The sequence below is a fragment of the Streptomyces sp. 3214.6 genome, from assembly GCF_900129855.1.
Taxonomy (GTDB): Bacteria; Actinomycetota; Actinomycetes; order Streptomycetales; family Streptomycetaceae; genus Streptomyces; species Streptomyces soliscabiei.
In genome coordinates, this window is sequence record NZ_LT670819.1 from 286,614 (window position 1) to 303,920 (window position 17,307).

Sequence of the window (17,307 nt, forward strand, 5' to 3'; positions counted from 1 at the left end):
GTGGCCCGACACGCCGACGTGATTGGTTGGCGGGGAAGGGTCAGTGATGACCGAGAACATGCAGGACATGTCTGCATCGGCGAAGGCGGCCGAGGCGCCGCAGAAGGAGAACGAGCACCACGCCACTGGCGACGACGGGCAGCTCCCAAAGGCGTTTACCCGGCCGTCGGCCGAGGAGCTGGAGGTAGCCCGGGAGCTCGTGCGCTCGGCCCGTGAGCGAGGGACCGCGTTGACCGGTCCGGGAGGGCTGCTCAAGGCGTTGACCAAGACGGTGATCGAGACCGCGCTGGACGAGGAGATGACCGACCACCTTGGCTACGACCGGCACGACGCGGCTGGTCGGGGCTCGGGCAACTCCCGCAACGGCACTCGGACCAAGACGGTGCTGACCGACAACTGCGGTCCGGTGGAGATCGAGGTGCCCCGTGACCGGGCCGGGAGCTTCGACCCGGCGATTGTGAAGGAGTGGCAGCGCCGGTCCGGGGATGTCGACACGATCGTGCTCTCGCTGTACGCCAAGGGCCTGACCACCGGGGAGATCAGCGCCCACTTCGAGGAGATCTACGGCGCCTCGGTGTCGAAGGACACCATCAGCCGGATCACCGACACGGTCGTGGCGGAGATGGCCGAGTGGTCCGCCCGGCCGCTGGAGAAGGTCTACGCGGCGATCTTCGTCGACGCGGTCTACGTCAAAGTTCGCGACGGGCAGGTCGGCAACCGGCCGGTCTACGCCGCGATCGGAGTCGACCTGGCCGGGCACAAGGACGTGCTCGGCCTGTGGGCCGGCACCGGCGGCGGGGAGACCGCGAAGTTCTGGATGAGCGTGCTCGCCGAGCTGAAGAACCGCGGCGTGGCCGACGTCTTCTTTGTGGTCTGCGACGGCCTCAAGGGCCTGCCGGACTCGGTCGAGGCGGTCTTCCCGCAGGCAGTGGTGCAGACCTGCATCATCCACCTGATCCGCAACACCTTCCGGTACACGGCGGGGCCTGGAAAGTGCCTCATCCATGAGCTCCCGGCCATGTTCCGCCATCTGGCGGCGCCACCCGTCGTGGGCTTGCGTCGATCGGCTGCGGTCAGGCTTCTGGGCTCCTTGCCGCCGGCTGGTCGCTGTTGCCGTGTGCCAGTGACGCGAGAATTTCCTTGCGGCAGACATCGAGGATTTCGTCCGCCAGCGGAGAATCGTCCGGGCATGCCCGCGACAACACGATCGCGCCGACCGAATGGGCGAGCATGTCGATCATCGTGGTGCGGGCCGCGCGCCCGTCCGCATCCCCGAGCGTGTCCCCTTGGGAGGCGACCTGGAGAGCCGTCAGCAGGTTTTCGATCCCTGCCTCGAACTCCTTCCGGATGTCCCCCGGTTGACGTGCGGCGTCGCCGCTGAGGGCGGCGATGGTGCAGCCGTCACCGCGGCCGTCGCGATGCTCCCGCGTGACGTAGCGCTCGACGAACTCGGTGGCGTCCCGGCCCTCTGCCTGTGCCGCGGTCTGTGAGAGCGCGTTCGCGGAACCCTCGGCCATGAGGTCGGCCTTGGAGCCGAAGTGCTTGTAGAACCCGCCATGGGTGAACCCGGCGGCTGCCATCAGGTCCGCCACGCCGACACCATCATAGCCGCGCTCGCGGAACAGCCTGCCGGCCGTCGCGACGATGTGCGCACGGTTCTGCTTCGCCTGTGCCTTGGTGACCCGCATGTCCAGCCGCCCTGTCCTCGGTCGACACTCCACTCGCGTCTCACGGCCAAGTATACATAGATGTCGATCGACATCAAAAGCCTTGACTTTTTAGATGACAATCGTCATCGTAATGCTCACCTCCGGTACTCACCCCCTCCAGAAAGGCTCAGGCCATGAGTGACACGCATGTGACCGCACCGACTCAGTACATCGAGGTCGACGGCGACCGATTCGCCTACCGACGCTGGGGCAAGCCCTCCGGCGTCCCGATCTTCCTGGTCCAGCACTTCCGCGGAGGGATGGACCACTGGGACCCCCTGCTCACCGACGGCCTGGCCGAAGGCCGCGAGGTCATCCTGTTCAACGGGCGCGGCATCGCCTCGTCATCCGGCAAGCCGCGTAACCGGTTCGAGGACATGGCCGACGACATCGCCGCGGTCATCCGGGCGCTGGGGCTGGAGCAGGTCGATCTGCTCGGCTTCTCGATCGGCGGTTTCCAGGTACAGGAGGTCACGCTGCGCCACCCTCAGCTGGTGCGCAAGCTCCTCCTGCTCGGCACCGGCCTCCGAGGCGGGGACCCGACGAGTGACCCCCAGGTGCCTGACCACGCGCTGAATCCGGTCCACGTCCTGGAGAACTTCCTCTTCCTGTTCTTCGGCCGCTCGGAAGCCGCGATCGAAGCCGGCCGGGCCTTCTGGGAGCGGCGTCACCAGCGGGCCGACCAGGACACGCTGAGCTCGCCCGCGGTCGCACAGGCGCAGGTCGAAGCGGTGATGGCCTATGCGGAACCGCTGCCGGGCGAGAATCCCTATGCGTTCCTGAATGCGATCACCCAGCCGACGCTGGTCCTCAACGGCGAGAACGACGTGATGATCGCCTCGATCAACTCCTGGCACCTCGCCCAGAACATCCCCAACGCTCAGCTGCTGATCTACCCCGATGCCGGGCATGGAGCGCAGTTCCAGTACCCCGAGCGGTTCCTGAAGCACGCCATTCAGTTCCTCGACGAGTAACACCTGCGGGGCTTCGGCGTAGTCGCTGACGCCTGGTCGGTGATGATCGGCCAGCTCATCGGAACCCCCCAAGGCCTCGTTGCCGGCGCGGCCCCCGGTGACTGCGGTCAGCGCAAGGTGGTGGGGGCCAGTCGAGTAATTGCATTACGATCATAATCCAATAATGGAGGAGGTCCACCATGACCACAAACCAGCCAGTAGCACTCGTGACCGGAGCATCGTCAGGCATCGGCAAGGCGGCCGCGCTCGCGCTCGTCGACGCGGGATTCGAGGTCGTCGGAACGAGCCGCCGAGCCTCCGGGGACGCCCGTCGCGACGGCGTGACGTTCCTCGACCTCGACGTGGCCAGCGACACCTCGGTCGTCGGCGCGGTCGACCGCGTGATCGAAAAGTTCGGGCGGATCGACGTTCTGGTCAACAACGCCGGCATCGGCTCCGCCGGTGCCGGCGAGGAACGCTCCCTCGCCCAGGACCAGCGGCTGTTCGACATCAACGTCTTCGGCCTGATCCGCATGACCAAGGCCGTCCTGCCGCACATGCGCGCCCAGGGCCGCGGCCGGATCATCAACATCTCGTCCGTCCTCGGGTTCGTCCCCGCGCCGTACATGGCCGCCTACGCCGCGTCCAAGCACGCGGTCGAGGGCTACTCCGAGTCCGTGGACCACGAGGTCCGCCAGCACGGCGTCCGCGTACTGCTCGTCGAGCCCGCCCAGACCAGGACCGCGTTCGAGGCCAACTCCCCGAAGCCCGCCACGCCTCTGCCGGTCTACGAGCAGCAGCGGCAGGTCTTCGAGCGCGTGATGGGCGCGGCGATGAAGGACGGCGACGATCCCGCCACCGTCGCCAGGGCGATCGTCGCCGCGGCGACCGACCCGAAGCCGAAGCTGCGCTACCCCGCCGGGCCGACCGCCGGCCGCGTCAGCACCCTGCGCCGCCTCGTCCCCTCCCGCGCCTTCGACCGGCAGATCCGCAAGCTCAACCAGCTGCCCGCCTGACCGACACCCCCATCCCCCGACGCCACAACCTGCACCAGGAGCCTTCCGTGGACCTGTCCACCAGCACTGCCCTCGTCACCGGAGCCAACCGGGGCCTCGGCCGCGCCCTCGCCACCGAACTGCTCGACCGCGGCGCCACCGTCTACGCCGCAGCCCGCAACCCCGACCAGGTCGACCTGCCCGGCGCCAAGCCGATCGCGCTCGACATCACCGACCCCGCCTCCGTCGCCGCCGCGGTCCAGGCCACCGGCGACGTCACCGTCCTGATCAACAACGCCGGCGTCTCCACCGGCGCCAACCTGCTCGCAAGCGACCAGGACGCCATCCGCCTGGAGATGGACACCCACTACTTCGGCACGCTCTCGGTGGTCCGCGGCTTCGCCCCCCAGATCGCGGCCAACGGCGGCGGCGCGATCCTGAACATCCTCTCCGTCCTGTCCTGGCTCAGCTTCCCGCAGGCCGGCGCATACAGCGCCGCCAAGGCCGCGCAGTGGTCGTTGACCAACGCCCTGCGCGTGGAACTCGCCCAGCAGGGCATCCGGGTGGCCGGACTGCATGTCGGCTTCATGGACACCGACATGACCCGGGGGATCACCGAGCCCAAGTCCGACCCGGGCGACATCGCCCGGATCGCGGTCGACGGCATCGCCGCCGACGCCCACGAGATCGTCGCGGACGACCTCAGCCGCCAGGTGCAGTCCGGGCTGGCCGGAGGCGTCGCAGCCCTCTACCCGCAGCTGGCCGGGACCGCCCACTAGGCAGCACTCAACATCGTGACCCCGTGTCAGAGGGCGGTACGCAAAGATTTGCCCGATTTCTCTCTGCCGCGGGATTGACGTGCAGGGCTGGGTAGTTAGCGGGCCAGAAGGCTGTCGCAGCCAGGGCTCTGCGGCATACTGCGGTCATGAGTGAGGAATCGGCACGGCTGGCGCGAGCCCTCGTCGAGTTCCGTGAAGCCGAAGGTATCTCGGAGCGCGAGCTCGCACGACGCACCTGGCTGAGTCACGCCACCATCAGGACCTTCGAACGCGACCGTGGGGACCTGCCCACTCCGACCGTTGCCCGCAGGTTCGAGGAAGTCCTCGGCTGGGCTCCGGGGAGCATCAGTGCCACGCCGTCCGAGGCGACGGGCCTTGAGTCATCGGCCGATTCGAGATCGGACTTCGAGTAGGCGCGCTGGTCAGGGCTGCTTGCCGGACGGCTATGGTCGCGGCAGGGCGAACAGGCCCGGTTCGGTCTCGGCCAGGATGTTGCGCCCGGTCAGGCGCTTGAGCTTCAAACGGACGTTGTTGATGTTGTTCGGAGCGGGCTCCAGGTCCATCGCCTCACACACGCCCCGTGCCCGCAGCGGACCGCCTGCCTGGGCGAACACCGCCATGATTTCCTGGTAGGCCGCCCCGTCCGGCAGCTCCGGGGCGGACGCCGACGGCGCGGGCGGGGCCGGGTCGGGCAGCTCCAGCAGCGTCTTGCGGGTGATCCGCACTTCCTCGGCGGCCCGGCCGAGCTCGTCCAGCACGGCGGTGAGCCGCGTGATCTGCTCACGGGTCTCTTCGGCCTGCGCGGCGATCTCCCGCTCGCGTTCCTCCAGACGTACCAGCACCGCCCCCAGGGTCAGCTCCCCGCTGGTCACGCGCCGCGCCATGACGTCGCGCCGCCGGTCAGCCGACGGGCCATCACGTCGCTTATCGCCCAGTAGACTCGGGACTCGGCCGAGGCGGGGCGGTGCTCGTAATCGCGTACCAGCCGCCGGTGCAGCATCAAGATCCCGTTCGTCTGCTCCACCCGCCAGCGGATCGGCTGCGGGACGAACCCAGTCTCGGCTGGGTTGCGCTCGACGACTTCGACGTCGATGCCCACCTGCTGACCGTGATCCACGACGGTCTTCTTGAACCCCTGGTCCACCAGAGCCTTCGTCACGGTGCCGCCACTGCCTGCTGCAACCTTGTCGAGCAGTGCGGTGCCGAAAGCGTTGTCGTGGACGGAGGCGGCCAGCACGACCACGGCGATCACCAGGCCAAGCACGTCCACGGCGAGTCCCCGCTTGCGGCCGGGCACCTTCTTCGCCGCATCGCGTCCCGTCGTCTCGGCCGGCACCCCGGCCGCCGCGTGCAGGCTCTGGGTGTCGAGCACCACCAGGCTGGGGTCGGCTAATCGGCCCCTCTTCTCGCGGACCTGCCAGCGCAGCAGGTCGTGAATGACCTGGTCGGTGCCGTCATTGCGCCACGTGTAGAAGTAGTACTTCACCGCGCCGGCGGGTGGCAGGTCGTGCGGGAGGTAGTCCCACTGGCAGCCGGTCCGGGACTGGTAGAGCAGGGCGTTGACGATCTCCCGCATCTCGTAGCGGCCCTCGTGGCCGCTGACCGAGGGATGCTGGACCTTCCACGAGGTGATCACCGGCTCGATCAGCGCCCAGCGTTCGTCGGATAAGTCGCTCTTGTAGGGCTTGCGGTCACTCACGCAGTCACCTCAGCACGGCGACAGCCCCGCGACCTGCCGGAGGGCGGCAAGGCCACACGTTCAGGCGACGACAGAACGGATTTAATCTCTCATTCCGCCCTCTGAAGTAATACATTTAACTGGAATATTCACTCACTCATAAGGCGGTCTCGTGTGAGTTGACCGCTTGAAGCACTCACCGGCGAGCCGCCGCATGCAAGGGCGAAGGCCGGGGCCCCCGGCCCCGGCCTTCGCTCACTACGCCCGAAGAGGATCACTCCTCGCCGAACCAGGCAGGCTCAACTGCGCGCTGCCGACTCCTGCTCTTCGGGCATCTCCTTGTACGCGAGGTGACCGACCGCGGAATGGGCCCTGCTCAAGTTGCCGTGCAGGTCGCCCGCGAGGTCCCTCGCCCTGCCGGACGCCTCGGTGAAGCGCTCGACCACCTCGTCGAACGGCTCGCCCCGGTAGTCATACATCAGGCGCCCCCTGTCGTGGAGGCCCTGGACGGAGGTTCCGACAAGGTCGAGGGCGGTCCTCATCTCCCCGGCTGTACGGGTGAGGTAGCTGTAGATGCGGTACGCCTCCCCCGGGTACTCCACCCCGCGGTCCTGAAGGGCGGCGACGAGTGTCGGCGACCAAGAATTTCCCCACGAACCGAGGTTTCGTGTCGGCGTAATTCCCCACCCCTGCGGTCACGAGTCCCCATGGGGATGGTGACCGTGGCCGGTGCGGACTCCGCTCGACATTGCATGTTTCTCGCCGTTTTGGGCGGTTTGAGAAGTAGTTAGCCATTCCTTGCGAATCGGTCTGGTTCCCCATGGGCATGCCGGTGCCCGAGTCGAGGGTCCTGACCATCTCGGATCCGCAGGCGTCCCTCGATCTGCGAGCCGAGAGGTCGACGGACGCACCGGATGGCAAGGAGAACATTCACCGTGGTCGACATCGTCGAGATCTACGTCCACTGGTACGCGGGCCGGTCAAAGAGCCAGGTGGCCACTTCGCTGGGGGTGGACCGCAAGACGATCAGGAAGTACCTGGCGCCGGCGGAGGCGGCCGGGATGGCCCCGGGCGGGCCGCCCATGAGTGAGGCGGACTGGTCCAAGCTGATCAAGAGCTGGTTCCCGGAGCTGGCCAGCCGGCGGCTGAACCAGCTGACCTGGCCGGAGATCGAGGAGCACCGTGACTACATCAAGCAGCTGCTGGAGACCACCACGGTCACCACGATCCATCAACGCCTGCGTGACGAACAGAAGCTGAAGGCGTCGCTCACGTCGTTTCGGCGGTGGGTGCACGCGAACCTGCCGGACGAGGCGGCGCGATCGAAGGTCACGGTGCTGCGGGACGACGTCGAGCCGGGCTCGGAGGCCCAGATCGACTACGGCTTCCTGGGGCAGTGGATCAACCCGAGGACCGGCAAGCGGCACCGGATCTGGGCGTTCGTGATGGTACTGCCCTGCTCGCGGCACATGTTCGTGCGTCCCGTGACGCACATGGACCAGCATGCGTGGACCCTGGCCCACGTGGACGCGTTCCGGTTCTTCGGTGGTGTCCCGCGCCGTCTGGTGCCGGACAACCTGAAGACCGGGGTGGACAAACCGGATCTCTACGACCCGCAGATCAACAGGTCGTATGCCGAACTCGCCGCCCACTACGGGACGTTGGTGGATCCTGCCAGGGCCTCGCACCCGAAGGACAAGCCCAGGGTGGAGCGGCCTATGCCCTATGTCCGGGACTCGTTCTGGAGCGGGCGCCAGTTCACCTCCCTCGACCACATGCAGGCCGAGGCCCTCATCTGGGCGAGGGAGACCGCGGGCCGCCGGCACTGTCGGCCGCTTCAGGGGGCGGCTCCGCTGGCGGTGTTCGAGGCGGTGGAGGCCGAAGCCCTCCTCCCGCTGCCGCAGACGCCGTTCGTGCTGGCGAAGTGGTCGAGCGCGACGGTCGGCCCGGACATCCACATCAAGGTCGGCCGCACCCTCTACTCGGTGCCATGGAAGCTGATCGGCCGCAAGGTCGATGTCCGCTCCACCGCCACCATGGTCCAGGTCTTCCACGAGGGCGAGCTGGTCAAGACCCACGCGGCCCTTGAGCAGGGCAAACGCACCGACAGAGGCGACTACCCGCCGGAGAAGATCGCCTTCCAGATGAAGACGCCGATCTGGTGCCGCAGCCAGGCGTCCGAGGTCGGTGACGCCTGTCGGGAGGTGATCGACCAGTTGCTGGAGGTCAACGCGCTCTACCGGCTCCGCGCCGCCCAAGGGGTGCTCGGCCTGCGGAAGAAGTACGGTGACCGGCGCCTGGAGGCCGCCTGCGCGAAGGCCGTCTCAGTCGGCGACCCGTCCTACCGCACGATCAAGGGCATCCTGGTCGCCGGCACCGAGAGCGAGGCCGAACCGGAGACCGGCGACGCCGGAGCGGCGGCTTTCCTGCACGGGCCCGAGGGCCTGTTCGCCGCCGCCATCCCCATGCAGACGCCGGGCGAGCGTCGCGATGACCAGGAGCACGGCGACGCTCTGGGGGCCGCACGATGAGCGTGATGGACACCGCCCTGCGCGAGTCACTCAAAACTCTGCGGCTGTCGGGGATGCTGGAGACTCTCGACGCCCGCCTCGCCCAGGCCCATGGCGGCGAGCTCGGCCACCTCGACTTTCTCCAGGTCCTCTGCCAGGACGAGATCGCCCGCCGTGAGGCCGTCGCCTTCGAACGCCGCCTGCGCAAAGCGAAGTTCGAGCAGCAGGCCACCTTGGAGGGCTTCGACTTCAATGCCTCTCCGAAGCTGCCTGCGGCCCAGATCCGTGACCTGGCCGCCCTGCGCTGGCTCCACGCGGGCGAGTCCGTAATTCTGTTCGGGCCGGTCGGGGTCGGAAAGACACACGTCGCCCAGGCGCTGGGGCACCTCGCCATCCGCCAGGGCGCCAACGTCCGCTTCTCCAAGACCAGCCGGATCCTGGCCGAGCTCGCCGGTGGCCACGCGGACCGCACCTGGGACCGGCGCATGCGGGAGATCGTCCGCCCCGACGTGCTCATCCTGGACGACTTCGCCATGCGCCAGCTGACCGCTCCCCAGGCCGACGACCTCTACGAACTCGTCTCCGAGCGGCAGGGCCGGTCCGTGATCATCACCAGCAACCGGGCTCCCAGTGACTGGTATCCGCTCTTCCCCAACCCCGTCGTCGCCGAGTCCCTCCTCGACCGGCTCATCAACGCCAGTCACCAGGTCATCATGAACGGCCCCAGCTACCGGCCCAACAAGCGACCCAAGAGCCCGACCGACAAGCCGCCGACCACCTAGCGTCCGGGCCGGTCCACGTTCCACTCCCGCGGCAGTTCCTCGTCGCAGAAGACGCAGACGAAGTCCTCCTCGCGCACGACGTTGAGCTGTTGGCAGGAGGGGCAGCGCCGGAACACCACCTCGTGCGTGAAGCCGGACGGACGAACGATCCCGGCCTGGTCCAGGGCCTCGGCGACGGCCGCCCACGAGCTGACGTCCGGGCAGTAGCCGGTCGACTGATTGCTGACCTCGTCGACCGCCCACCGCCCGGACTCCTCGCGGAAGCTGATCTCGCCGGCGCCCAGGACCGCTTCCCCAGCAGCACACACCACGTGCTCACTGCGACGCGGCGCGAGCCGCAGGACCCCAGCATGATCCACGACGAAGGTGAAGGGCTCGGCCAACTCCTCCACCGTCCGAGCCGAGACCCACTCGTCGAAGTCCGCTGGCGAACCCGTGCTCCGGCCCTCGCCGCCCGGTCGGACGAGACTCCTCAACTCGGCCGGTCCGACATAGCGATAGCTCCACCGCTGCATGCTCACGCTTGCCCTCAGCAGGTGAGCTGGTCGCGCCGCACCGTGAACTCGTCCCGCCCATCCCTGGCCGCGACACCATGCGGCGTGGTGGAGACCGTGACGCGCTCGCCATCCTCCTGGAGCCAGGCTGATCCGACGATCACGCAGGCGACACCGACCTCCAGTGGATAGGCCGAATCGGGACCCAGCACGCCGTCGGCGTCAAAGATCGGAGCCTTGTCGACCAGCGACCACTGATGCCCTTCCGCGTCCGTGAATCGGACCTCCACCACGCCCGGGAACGGCTCGTCGTCCACCCACCGGACCGCTTCCGCGCGCAGCTCCACCACAAGCCTCCCCCTCGATCAAGGCCACACCCAGATGCCAGTGTCGGGCTCAACCTGCCGACACCGGACAGCCTCTAACAACCTAGCCCCACACAAAGGCCAGGACCTGGGGAATTACGTGACCGTCGCCCCGGGGAATTACGCCGTCGTCCACAACGAGTTCGACGAGAGAGCGGGCCGCGCTCTCCGCGAGCTGCGCAAGGTTCTCGGTGCTCTCGCTCATGTGGTCCGGTTCTCCTTGCAGGGTCTGGTAGGTCACAGACGGGCGACGAAGTGACTGAGGGCGTGTACGGCCCGCATGCAGTGCACCGCATGGCAAACAGCACGGCGAGGGAGCGCTGCATCGGCTCGGCGACCGGCAGGGTCGCGAAATCGTACGCCCTTACCCGGCCGTGGCGGTCGGCATGCCGTACGACGAGCCCGCCCGGATCCAGGGGTTCGGGGCGGCGTTGCGGGCCCACGCTCCGACGAAGCAGATGCCGCACACGCCAGTGACTGAGCACGCCACGAATCGGCTATCGGAGCGGTCCCCTCTCGTCGACGAACACGGTGGGCGCAGACAGGAACACATCGGCGCTCACCGGGCCGTAGGCGACGTTGAACGTGTCCAGCCAGTACGACCAGCCCCGTATCCCTGCCGCGCTACTGAAACGGTAGTTGAGCTGCCAGCGGAGCCACTGTCCCGGTTCGAGGCGCACGGCCGAAGGCCGTCGTGGTCGAGGTGGTATGGCATACAGCGGCTGCACGCGGGGAAGGACACGCAACCGGCCTTCGGCTTCGCGAAGCTGCACGTCGACCTTCTGCAGGTCTTCCATGGCTTCCTGAGGATCGAAGCCGTCCCGCTCGTCCATGCGAACCACGTGCGCGACCGAGGGCAGCGCAGACGGAACAGAGAAGCCAGCCGGGGCCGCGTTCCTGCGGGCGGCGGCCTCGCCTCCCCGGGACTGCTTCGTCCAGGAGGTCCGTATCCACTGGACGGTCACTTCCACGGCTCTGCCCTCGCGTCACCTCGTCGAAGAGCTCACCCTATGTCTCCGCAGCTTCATCCCCGCAGCACCAACGATCCGGACGACACACCCGAAGGAAGATCAACTTGAACTGTCCACATAAAGAGCGTTCCCGTTTTCGCCCTGGCGCACCTTCTGAGCTTCGACCTGATGCCCAGATCAGGAACTGGAAGGGCCTGACCTTCTACCGCCCGTCCAAGCAGAGCGAGTACGTCCACATCGACTCCCTGTTCGGGGAGGCGGGCAAGAACGTCATCGACTGGGATCTGATCGAGTCCCAGTTCCGGCACATGATGCAGATCGCTGTCTCCGTGCGCGAGGGCGCCATCTCCTCCTCGACGCTGCTCAAGCGGCTGCGCTCCGGGTCGCACAAGAACTCCACCTACACCGCGTTCCGCGAGGTCGGCCGCGTGATCCGCACGGTGCAGCCTGCTGCGCTACCTCTCGGACGCGTCGCTTCGCCGACGGGTGACCGCGGCGACGAACAAGGTCGAGTCGTTCAACCGGTTCTCCCAGTGGGTCGGCTTCGGCAACCAGGGCGTCCTCGCCGACAACGACCCCATCGAGCAGGAGAAGGCGATGAAGTTCAACGCCCTGCTCACGAACGCGGTGATCTTCCACAACGCCCTGGACATCGCGGAGATCGTCCACCAGCTGCTTGAGGAGGGCTGGGAGATCGACCCGGAGGACCTGGCCCGCATCTCGTCGTACCTGATCGAGCGCATCAAACGGTTCGGCGAGTGCTCCACCCACGAACTCGGCATCCAGCCCGAGGCGTACGACCCGAAACTCGACGTCGACTTCACCCAGCTCCGCGACCAGGACCTGCGCGCCGAGGGCTTCGGGACCGCGGCCTGACCGGGCGAGGCCAGGTGGCAGTGCGGTCAGGCCGAGTCTCCGGACACGTGCCGGTCGTTGAGCAGCTCATGGGACGGGACAAGGCGAACAAGCAGCGCAGGCCGAGGATCTGGGCCCGGTGTCGGAGAACATGTCGAGGCGGTGCTTGGGGTGATGGTGGCCCTGACGGGCCCGTCCACGGTTACGGCGGCCGCGGCGCGAGCGGATGGCGAAGGGCCCCGAGGCGCTCGCCGACTACGTACGGACCGGCTCACAGTGGCAGGTCACGGTGATGGGCCGCTACGGCACGAACCGCGGTCAGCGGACCGTATTCATCGCAAGGTGAGCGGGGTCTCGGATGCGACGCGGTTCAGCTTCTCCGGGTTGCGGACGTAGTACAGGCCGGTGATGCGGGCGTCCTCGACGCGGGCCGCCATAACGCCGTCGATCTCGCCGTCCAGGCGGAAGACGAGTCCTGGGCTGCCGTTGACCACGGCCGGACCAACGGTGATCGTGGCATCGGTCTTGCCGAGGCCGCCGGCCAAGAAGCGGACCACCTTCTCGGCGCCGATGATGGGCCGCAGCGCGGCCTGCTTGATGCCGCCGCCGTCGCTGACGACGACGACCTCGGGCGCGAGCACGTTGAGCAGCCCCTGCAGGTCCCTGGTTTCCAGCGCCCGCTGGAACGACTCCAGAGCCGCCCGGGTCTCGCTCACGGAGACCACCGAGCGGGGCCGACGGGCGTCGATGTGCCGGCGTGCGCGGTGCGCGATCTGGCGGACGGCCGCGGGGCTCTTGCCGACGGCGGCCGCGATCTCGTCGTAGTCGACGTCGAAGACCTCGCGCAGCACGAAGACGGCGCGCTCGGTCGGCGACAGTGTCTCCAAGACGAGCATGAGCGCCATTGACACGCTCTCGGCGAGCTCGACGTTCTCGGCTACGTCCGGCGCGGTGAGCAGCGGCTCGGGCAGCCAGGGGCCGACGTACGCCTCCCTGCGGCGCTTCATGGTGCGTAGCCGGTTGAGCGCCTGCCGGGTCGTGATCCGCACGAGGTACGCCCGCTGGTCGCTCACCTGTCCCAGGTCGACCTTGACCCATCGCATCCAGGTCTCCTGGAGGACGTCTTCGGCGTCGGCCGCCGATCCGAGCATCTCGTAGGCGACGGTGAACAGCAGGTTGCGGTGGGCGACGAACGTCTCGGTCGCCGCGTTGGTGGCGTGGTCGCTCATATCTCGATCTCTCTCCTTCGCGGCGGTCCCTGGTTTCCGACGACGGTCGATTGTGCATCCCCGTTCATCGGTATCTCTTCGACCCGACCCACCTGTTCGGTGCGATCGGGTGCGGGGCGCCGTCCGGTGCACGGCTGCCACCTGCCGAGCCCTACCGGGCGGCACACACGTCAGCCGGTGAAAGGCTCAAGGACGAAGCGACCCCACGCGATAAAGGCTGCGAGCACGAGATAGACCGAGTTCAGCATCACGAGCTTGTACTGACCGAGGCGGCCGTGAGTGATCATCGCACCGACCCACCGTCGCCGGAGTCCTGGGTCCATCTCCCGCCCTCGTGCGCGGCGAGGTTCTCCTTGGGTATGAACGCCTTGCTGATCCCGCCGCCCAGGGCGACCGCGGCCAGCAGTCCGGTAGCTAGCAGTCCGGTAGCTATCCACAGAGCGAGGTTCACGGGGTCTTTTCCTTGCCTTGTGCCGGTGACTGCGGTGTCGACCCGGCCGATCGTCAATGATTGGCCGATGTTGGTTCAGTGGTGGACAGCTGCCTCAGCGCGCTTGGCTCGCAGCAGCTGCCGGCGCTTGTCGTCCTTGAACCCCCAGGTGAACGAGCCGGGCTTGCGTGCCTCGTCCACCAGTTCCTTGACGACGCCCGTGCAAGCGCGCTCCTTGATCCCTGCGGCAAGGCGGCCGCCGATGTAGTACCTGTTCGCGGTGTCGTCCTTGGAGGCGATCTGTACGGTGGCGGCGCGACGACCCAGGGCGATGCACTGGCCGAAGAAACCCACGTTGATGGCCTTGGGCTGCGCACCCGTGATCCGGGCCAGCACCGTGTCGGCAGCGTGCGCTCCCAGCGGACGAGCGGTCTGGCAGCTCATTCGCAGCGGCATGTCCGACGGTGCCGCCGAATCCCCGGCCGCCACGATGCGCTCGTCGTCCACGCTCGTCAACGTCTCGTCGGTGAGCAGGCGGCCCAGGGTGTCGGTGCTCAGCCCGCTGCGCGTGGCCAGGTCCGGCACGGCGAACCCGGCGGTCCAGATGGTCACCGTGCTCGGCAGCGCTCGGCCGTCACCGAGTTGCACGGTATCGCGGGTCACCGCCGTCACCTTCGCGTCGGGACCTTCGAGTACGGTCACCCCGAGCTTGGACAGGCGCTTGGCAACCGAGCGCCGAACCTGCGGATGCAGATACGGGCCGAGCACCCCGCCGCACACCAGAGTCACCCGGCGGCCCTGCTCCGCCAGCTCGGCAGCGGTCTCGATACCGGTCGAACCAGCTCCCACAACCGTCACCGAGGCCGTCGCGGGCGCGCCGTCGACCACCGTCCGCAGCCGCTGCGCCTCCTCCAGGGTGGCGATCGGGTAGGCGAACTCGGCCGCCCCGGGGACGCGCGGGTCGGCGCTGCCACTGCCCACCGCGTAGATCAGATAGTCGTAGCCGACCGTGCCGCCGCTCGCCAACGCCATGCTGCGCCCGGCCGCGTCGATCCGTGCCACGGTGTCGACCACCAGCCGGACGCGCTCGCCCAGGACCTTCCGGTAGTCGACGACCGCCGCGTGGGATCCGCCCACCACCTGGTGCAGGCGAACCCTTTCGACAAAGGTCGAACGCGGGTTGATCAGCGTCACTGTCACGTCGTTGCGCTGCGTCAGACGATTGGCCGCCAAGACGCCCGCGTATCCGCCGCCGATCACGACCACATCGGTGTTCCCAGTCACGGTGTCTCCTTCGTTTCAAGGGGTTCGGGCACCAGACACCGCACGGCCGCGCACTGTGACAGCATGTGAGGTAGATCACTCCGCGGGGGCTCGGTGCGTCGGAGTCCCTCGTTCGGAGCTGATGCTCCGGGAATGCGCGGCGCCCGGGGCGAAAAACCCCCAGGGGGCTGCACCAGCACTTCCGCGCCTCACCATCGCCGGCGTCTCCGGCGGACAGGCCGCCCTTGGATCGGGCATTGAAGATCCACCATCTTGAAGTTGCTGATCACGGGGCTGGTGTGAGTTGTGTGTCGGGTACTCGTGCTGGTCGCGCCCTGCTCGTCCTGACCAGCATCGAGATCGCGCGCTGACAGACGATCTTGACGCCGGACAACCGCCCGCGACCCCGACCACCGCATGGCGGCTACCTCATCGACCCTGGCTATCCCGCGGGCGGGACGTCGTACGTCATCACCCGCGGTACCCCGATCCGGCAACTACCCGCCTGAATCTGAGACCCGGTGTCGGCAAACGATCGAATGACGACAGGCGTGCGGGTGTCAGGGGTGTTGCAAAGTCCGGTGATCTTGTAGTTGCCCTGGTCAGGCGATGCCCAGGAGCGTGCGAGGCGCTCTCCTGCCGCGGCCCAGGGTGACCGGTCCCGGGGGCTCACCGTTACGCCGTCACGGGTCACGCGGTCAAGGCATCGGTGACCGCTGTTATCCCCTGGGGTGCCAACTGTTCCAGGAGACCGGTGATCCCGTACCAGCCGCCGAGCGCGGCGAGTCGTGCGGCGAGCCTGCGGGCGTCGGACGGCGCGGCCAGCCCGGCGACGACGAACAGCGCGCGGTCCCGTGTCTCGCGGAAGGCGATCGTGTCGGCGAGCGCCTCGGCCCGCTCCGTCTCCCCGCGCCGGGCCAACTCCTCGACCACGGGGACCAGTGCGTGCCCCCGCGCCCAGAGGTCGGGGATCGCCCGGGTGAGCGCCTGGGCTCGGTCCGTCTCCCCGCGCCGGGCCAACTCCTCGACCACGGCGATCAGTGCTCTGGCTCGTGCCCGTCGGTCAGTGATCGCGTGGGCGAGCGTCTCGGCCCGGCCCGTGTCCCCGCCGCGGGCCAGCTCCCCGACGATCTCCGCCTGCCAACCCGCACGGCGGTGGGGGGCGTTCATCGCGTCGGCGAAGGCCATGGCCCACTCGACGTGACCGTGCCGGGCCAGCATCAGCGCCGCCGCCGTCCCCAGGTCGTCGGCGTGCCAGGAGGTGGGGCTGCAGGCGTCGAGCAGTGTCTGCGTCCGCTCCGCCAGCGCGAGGACCACGTCCGCTTCGGCGGTCTCGGCAGCTGCCTCCAGTACGTCGACCATGACTGCGGGGTAGAGGGGCGATGTGCCCGGACGGCGCAGGAGGGCGTCGAGCCGGTCCAGGTCGCCGCGGCCGACCTCGGGGACCAGGATCGCCGTCAGCGGCCGCGGCTCGGCCCGGTCGTGCCCCCCACCGCCGGGTCCGTGGAACCGGGCGAGGTCCTCCAGACGGTCGACGAGGTCACCGGCCCGGACGTGGTCGCCGGCCGCGGTGGCCACGTCGAGAAGGAGGGTGAGCACCCGTGAGGACGCACTGCCCACGGCGCGGTCGGCGAAGTCGAGCGCGCCGCGGAAGTCCCCGGTGTCCGCCAGTGCTTTCGCCAGGAGGGCCCAGGTGATGCCCCAGTTGTGCGGATAGCGGACCCGCTCCGCCAGCGCGAGGGCCCGGGCGAGTCCACCGGCCCTGGCCCACGCCGGCACCAGCGCGACCAGGGCACGATCGTGGCAGTCCCTCACACGGATCGAGTCGACCAGCGCCTGGGCCCCGAGCAGGTCTCCCGCGCCGGCCGCCTCCTCCACCAGCGCCAGCAGCGCTTCGCCCTGCTTGGGCTCGTCGCTGATCGTGAACGCCAGCTCGGCCGCACGCGCGAGGTGACCGGTCCGGGCGAGTGCCCTCAGATGCCACAACGGAACGGGCTCGCGGGCACCATCCGCGTCCCGTGACGCCAGCAACCGGAACAGGGTCACCAAACACGGTGCGAATCCGCCCGGGAGGACGCCCTTTCCGGCATCACCCTCCCGAGCGAGGCCGTAGCGCCGCTCACGCCACCTCTCCATGAACAGCTCATAGCCCCACTCGGCCATGCCCTTCTGCGTACTCACGTCGCCCCCCGGTCGCGTCCTGCCGCTGTCCCGTAGCGTAGGGCCTCCTGCGCGCCCCCGGGCCGGGGAACATGGCGGTGGAGGCATCCACCTCCGCGGTGGGGCGTGCCACG

The 17,307-nt window shown here is 68.4% G+C and carries 19 protein-coding genes and 2 pseudogenes; 9 read left to right on the top strand and 12 right to left on the bottom strand.

Annotated elements, in window-relative coordinates:
* Nucleotides 1-178: 178 nt before the first annotated feature.
* Nucleotides 179-977 (top strand): annotated as a pseudogene (locus B5557_RS01120) (IS256 family transposase); the annotation flags it as partial.
* Nucleotides 978-1,073: 96 nt separating this feature from the next.
* On the opposite strand, the gene B5557_RS01125 reads toward B5557_RS01120, so the two are convergent.
* Nucleotides 1,074-1,688 (bottom strand): TetR/AcrR family transcriptional regulator, encoded by a 615-nt coding sequence (locus B5557_RS01125; protein WP_079657349.1) that lies wholly within the window; start codon nucleotides 1,686-1,688, stop codon nucleotides 1,074-1,076.
* A 155-nt stretch (nucleotides 1,689-1,843) separates the two neighbouring features.
* On the opposite strand from B5557_RS01125, the gene B5557_RS01130 reads away from it, so the two are divergent.
* The 4 genes from B5557_RS01130 (at nucleotide 1,844) to B5557_RS01145 (ending at nucleotide 4,849) form a co-directional block, all read left to right on the top strand.
* The gene (locus B5557_RS01130) at nucleotides 1,844-2,683 is read left to right on the top strand and encodes an alpha/beta fold hydrolase (RefSeq protein ID WP_079657350.1); all 840 of its coding nucleotides are present in this window, start codon (nucleotides 1,844-1,846) and stop codon (nucleotides 2,681-2,683) included.
* A 179-nt stretch (nucleotides 2,684-2,862) separates the two neighbouring features.
* Nucleotides 2,863-3,678, top strand: coding sequence for an oxidoreductase (locus tag B5557_RS01135; protein WP_079657351.1), 816 nt, complete (start codon nucleotides 2,863-2,865; stop codon nucleotides 3,676-3,678).
* A 47-nt stretch (nucleotides 3,679-3,725) separates the two neighbouring features.
* Complete coding sequence (locus tag B5557_RS01140) at nucleotides 3,726-4,436, top strand: SDR family oxidoreductase (RefSeq protein ID WP_079657352.1); 711 nt, start codon at nucleotides 3,726-3,728, stop codon at nucleotides 4,434-4,436.
* 146 nt (nucleotides 4,437-4,582) lie between these two features.
* Nucleotides 4,583-4,849 carry a helix-turn-helix domain-containing protein gene (locus tag B5557_RS01145; RefSeq protein WP_079657353.1) on the top strand — a complete coding sequence of 89 codons (267 nt, stop codon included), beginning with the start codon at nucleotides 4,583-4,585 and terminating at the stop codon, nucleotides 4,847-4,849.
* A gap of 30 nt (nucleotides 4,850-4,879) precedes the next feature.
* Here B5557_RS01145 and B5557_RS01150 read toward each other — a convergent pair whose 3' ends face one another.
* The 3 genes from B5557_RS01150 to B5557_RS01160 form a co-directional block, all read right to left on the bottom strand.
* Complete coding sequence (locus tag B5557_RS01150) at nucleotides 4,880-5,308, bottom strand: hypothetical protein (protein ID WP_079664513.1); 429 nt, start codon at nucleotides 5,306-5,308, stop codon at nucleotides 4,880-4,882.
* Complete coding sequence (locus B5557_RS01155; protein WP_079657354.1) at nucleotides 5,305-6,135, bottom strand: IS5 family transposase; 831 nt, start codon at nucleotides 6,133-6,135, stop codon at nucleotides 5,305-5,307. The genes B5557_RS01150 and B5557_RS01155 overlap by 4 nt, the downstream gene beginning before the upstream one ends.
* 278 nt (nucleotides 6,136-6,413) lie before the next feature.
* Nucleotides 6,414-6,716 (bottom strand): hypothetical protein, encoded by a 303-nt coding sequence (locus B5557_RS01160; protein ID WP_079657355.1) that lies wholly within the window; start codon nucleotides 6,714-6,716, stop codon nucleotides 6,414-6,416.
* 333 nt (nucleotides 6,717-7,049) lie between these two features.
* Between B5557_RS01160 and istA the strand changes: the two genes are divergently transcribed.
* Both istA and istB read left to right on the top strand, forming a co-directional pair.
* A complete protein-coding gene (istA, locus tag B5557_RS01165) occupies nucleotides 7,050-8,645 on the top strand; it encodes an IS21 family transposase (protein ID WP_079657356.1) in 1,596 nt (531 codons plus the stop codon).
* On the top strand, nucleotides 8,642-9,406 hold the full coding sequence (istB, locus tag B5557_RS01170) for an IS21-like element helper ATPase IstB (RefSeq protein WP_079657357.1): 765 nt from the start codon (nucleotides 8,642-8,644) through the stop codon (nucleotides 9,404-9,406). The genes istA and istB overlap by 4 nt, the downstream gene beginning before the upstream one ends.
* Here the strand turns inward: istB and B5557_RS01175 are convergent.
* The 4 genes from B5557_RS01175 to B5557_RS01185 all read right to left on the bottom strand — a co-directional run bounded on the left by B5557_RS01175 (nucleotide 9,403) and on the right by B5557_RS01185 (nucleotide 11,236).
* Nucleotides 9,403-9,921, bottom strand: a complete 519-nt coding sequence (locus B5557_RS01175) for a hypothetical protein (protein ID WP_079664514.1) — start codon at nucleotides 9,919-9,921, stop codon at nucleotides 9,403-9,405. The two genes, istB and B5557_RS01175, sit on opposite strands and share 4 nt — an antisense overlap.
* A 14-nt stretch (nucleotides 9,922-9,935) precedes the next feature.
* Nucleotides 9,936-10,247, bottom strand: a complete 312-nt coding sequence (locus B5557_RS01180) for a hypothetical protein (RefSeq protein ID WP_079657358.1) — start codon at nucleotides 10,245-10,247, stop codon at nucleotides 9,936-9,938.
* A gap of 82 nt (nucleotides 10,248-10,329) precedes the next feature.
* Nucleotides 10,330-10,470 carry a hypothetical protein gene (locus tag B5557_RS43445; protein ID WP_159424299.1) on the bottom strand — a complete coding sequence of 47 codons (141 nt, stop codon included), beginning with the start codon at nucleotides 10,468-10,470 and terminating at the stop codon, nucleotides 10,330-10,332.
* 292 nt (nucleotides 10,471-10,762) lie between these two features.
* A complete protein-coding gene (locus B5557_RS01185; RefSeq protein ID WP_079657359.1) occupies nucleotides 10,763-11,236 on the bottom strand; it encodes a hypothetical protein in 474 nt (157 codons plus the stop codon).
* A gap of 104 nt (nucleotides 11,237-11,340) precedes the next feature.
* On the opposite strand from B5557_RS01185, the pseudogene B5557_RS46045 reads away from it, so the two are divergent.
* Both B5557_RS46045 and B5557_RS45605 read left to right on the top strand, forming a co-directional pair.
* Nucleotides 11,341-11,667, top strand: a pseudogene (locus tag B5557_RS46045) (Tn3 family transposase); the annotation flags it as partial.
* Nucleotides 11,668-11,686: 19 nt separating this feature from the next.
* Nucleotides 11,687-12,112: a Tn3 family transposase gene (locus tag B5557_RS45605; protein ID WP_079657360.1), complete on the top strand. Its 426-nt coding sequence runs from the start codon at nucleotides 11,687-11,689 to the stop codon at nucleotides 12,110-12,112.
* A gap of 311 nt (nucleotides 12,113-12,423) precedes the next feature.
* Here the strand turns inward: B5557_RS45605 and B5557_RS01200 are convergent, their stop codons facing one another.
* The 4 genes from B5557_RS01200 to B5557_RS01215 all read right to left on the bottom strand — a co-directional run bounded on the left by B5557_RS01200 (nucleotide 12,424) and on the right by B5557_RS01215 (nucleotide 17,194).
* A complete protein-coding gene (locus B5557_RS01200; protein WP_079657361.1) occupies nucleotides 12,424-13,320 on the bottom strand; it encodes an RNA polymerase sigma-70 factor in 897 nt (298 codons plus the stop codon).
* A 283-nt stretch (nucleotides 13,321-13,603) separates the two neighbouring features.
* Nucleotides 13,604-13,771: a hypothetical protein gene (locus B5557_RS44645; protein WP_231976198.1), complete on the bottom strand. Its 168-nt coding sequence runs from the start codon at nucleotides 13,769-13,771 to the stop codon at nucleotides 13,604-13,606.
* Nucleotides 13,772-13,846: 75 nt separating this feature from the next.
* Nucleotides 13,847-15,034, bottom strand: coding sequence for an NAD(P)/FAD-dependent oxidoreductase (locus B5557_RS01210; RefSeq protein WP_079657362.1), 1,188 nt, complete (start codon nucleotides 15,032-15,034; stop codon nucleotides 13,847-13,849).
* Nucleotides 15,035-15,703: 669 nt separating this feature from the next.
* On the bottom strand, nucleotides 15,704-17,194 hold the full coding sequence (locus tag B5557_RS01215; protein ID WP_159424301.1) for a hypothetical protein: 1,491 nt from the start codon (nucleotides 17,192-17,194) through the stop codon (nucleotides 15,704-15,706).
* Nucleotides 17,195-17,307: the final 113 nt, after the last annotated feature.